At 75.2% G+C, this 1,301-nt stretch carries 1 protein-coding gene; it reads right to left on the reverse strand.

Annotated elements, in window-relative coordinates; translation table 11 throughout:
- Positions 1 to 1,193 (reverse strand): GMC family oxidoreductase (locus B7767_RS34955; RefSeq protein ID WP_085575590.1); only part of this gene is annotated, 1,193 nt, incomplete at its 3' end.
- Between the last annotated feature and the right edge of the window lie 108 nt (positions 1,194 to 1,301).

Raw genomic sequence — 1,301 nt, forward strand, 5'->3', positions numbered from 1 at the left:
GCGACGAGGCCGAGCCCCCGCCGGACCACGGCCAGGTCGTGGCCCTCCGGGTCCGAGAAGAACCCGGGCCGGATGTCGAGGGCCTCGGTGGGGTCTGCGGAGCGCAGGGCGACCCGGCCCCGGGAGGCCGGTTTCATGAGGAAGGAGGAGATACCCGCCTCGTACCGGCCCGGCGGCAGGCTGCCGAAGAGCGGAGGGCCCGCCACGGGGAGGATGTGCAGGTCCCAGGAGCCGGGCGGGCACCGGTCGCTGGCGGCCCTGACCAGCATGCGGCTGACGTAGAGGTCGCCCGCCGCCTCCTTGCCGGCCAGCGCGGCCTCGAGTGCCTCGGTGGGTGCCAGCGGGACGAACACACCCGGCTGGTCCGACAGGTTGGCTCCGACGCCGCGCAGCTCGACCTCGGGCCGGATGCCGTGTCCCCGCAGGTGGTCCGCCGGCCCGAGGCCACTGCGCAGGAGCACGGCGGGAGACCCGTACGTCCCGCACGCGACGATGTAGTCGTCGGCGGCCAGGGTGGTCCGCTCCCCGCCGCGGACGATGTCGGCGCCCCGCACCCGGCCGCGCACGACGTGCAGCCGGTCGACGAGGGCCGCGTCGACGATCGTCAGATTCGGGCGCTCCCGCACCGGGTCGAGGTAGGCGAACGCCGCGTTCCAGCGCAGACCGTCGAAGGAGTTGATGAGCGGAGTGCCGTAACCGGGGGCGCCCGAGGTGCCCATGTCGACCGGCGGGTAGCCGAGTTCGCCGGCCGCGTCGAGTGCTGCGCTGCTCCAGACGGAGAACTCGCTCTCCGGAACCGGCCGCAGCCCCATGTGGTCCACCGCGGCCCGGCGGAAGGGTTCCATGGCCCGCGCCGACCACCGCTCGCCCCCCGCCCGCTCCCAGTCCGTGTGGTCCGCGTGGGCGCCCCAGGTGTTCCAGCACCCGTTGACGCACGAGGAGCCGCCGATGATCCGGGCCCGGATGCGGTGCGCGGCCGCGTGCCGCTCCCACACGTGGTCGCGCGGCAGACCCCGCGCGTCGAGCACCGTGCGCGGCCATCCGTCGCCCTGCGGCCCGTAGTCCCGGCCGGCCTCGACCAGGCAGACCGACCGGTCCGGGTCCTCGCTCAGCCGGGCGGCGAGTACGCACCCGGCCACACCTCCGCCGAGTACGACGACGTCGTAGCTCTTCACCGGTCCTGTACGTGACATACGTCTGCTCCACCATCTCGCCGCCGGACGGCGGCGGTCGTACGAGCCGGGCGGCGGCGGTCCGCCGCCCGGGCGGGGGTGACGCGCGGCCGCACGGTGTGCGGGGGC

The sequence above is a fragment of the Streptomyces sp. 13-12-16 genome, from assembly GCF_002114215.1.
In the GTDB taxonomy this organism is placed as follows: Bacteria; Actinomycetota; Actinomycetes; order Streptomycetales; family Streptomycetaceae; genus Streptomyces.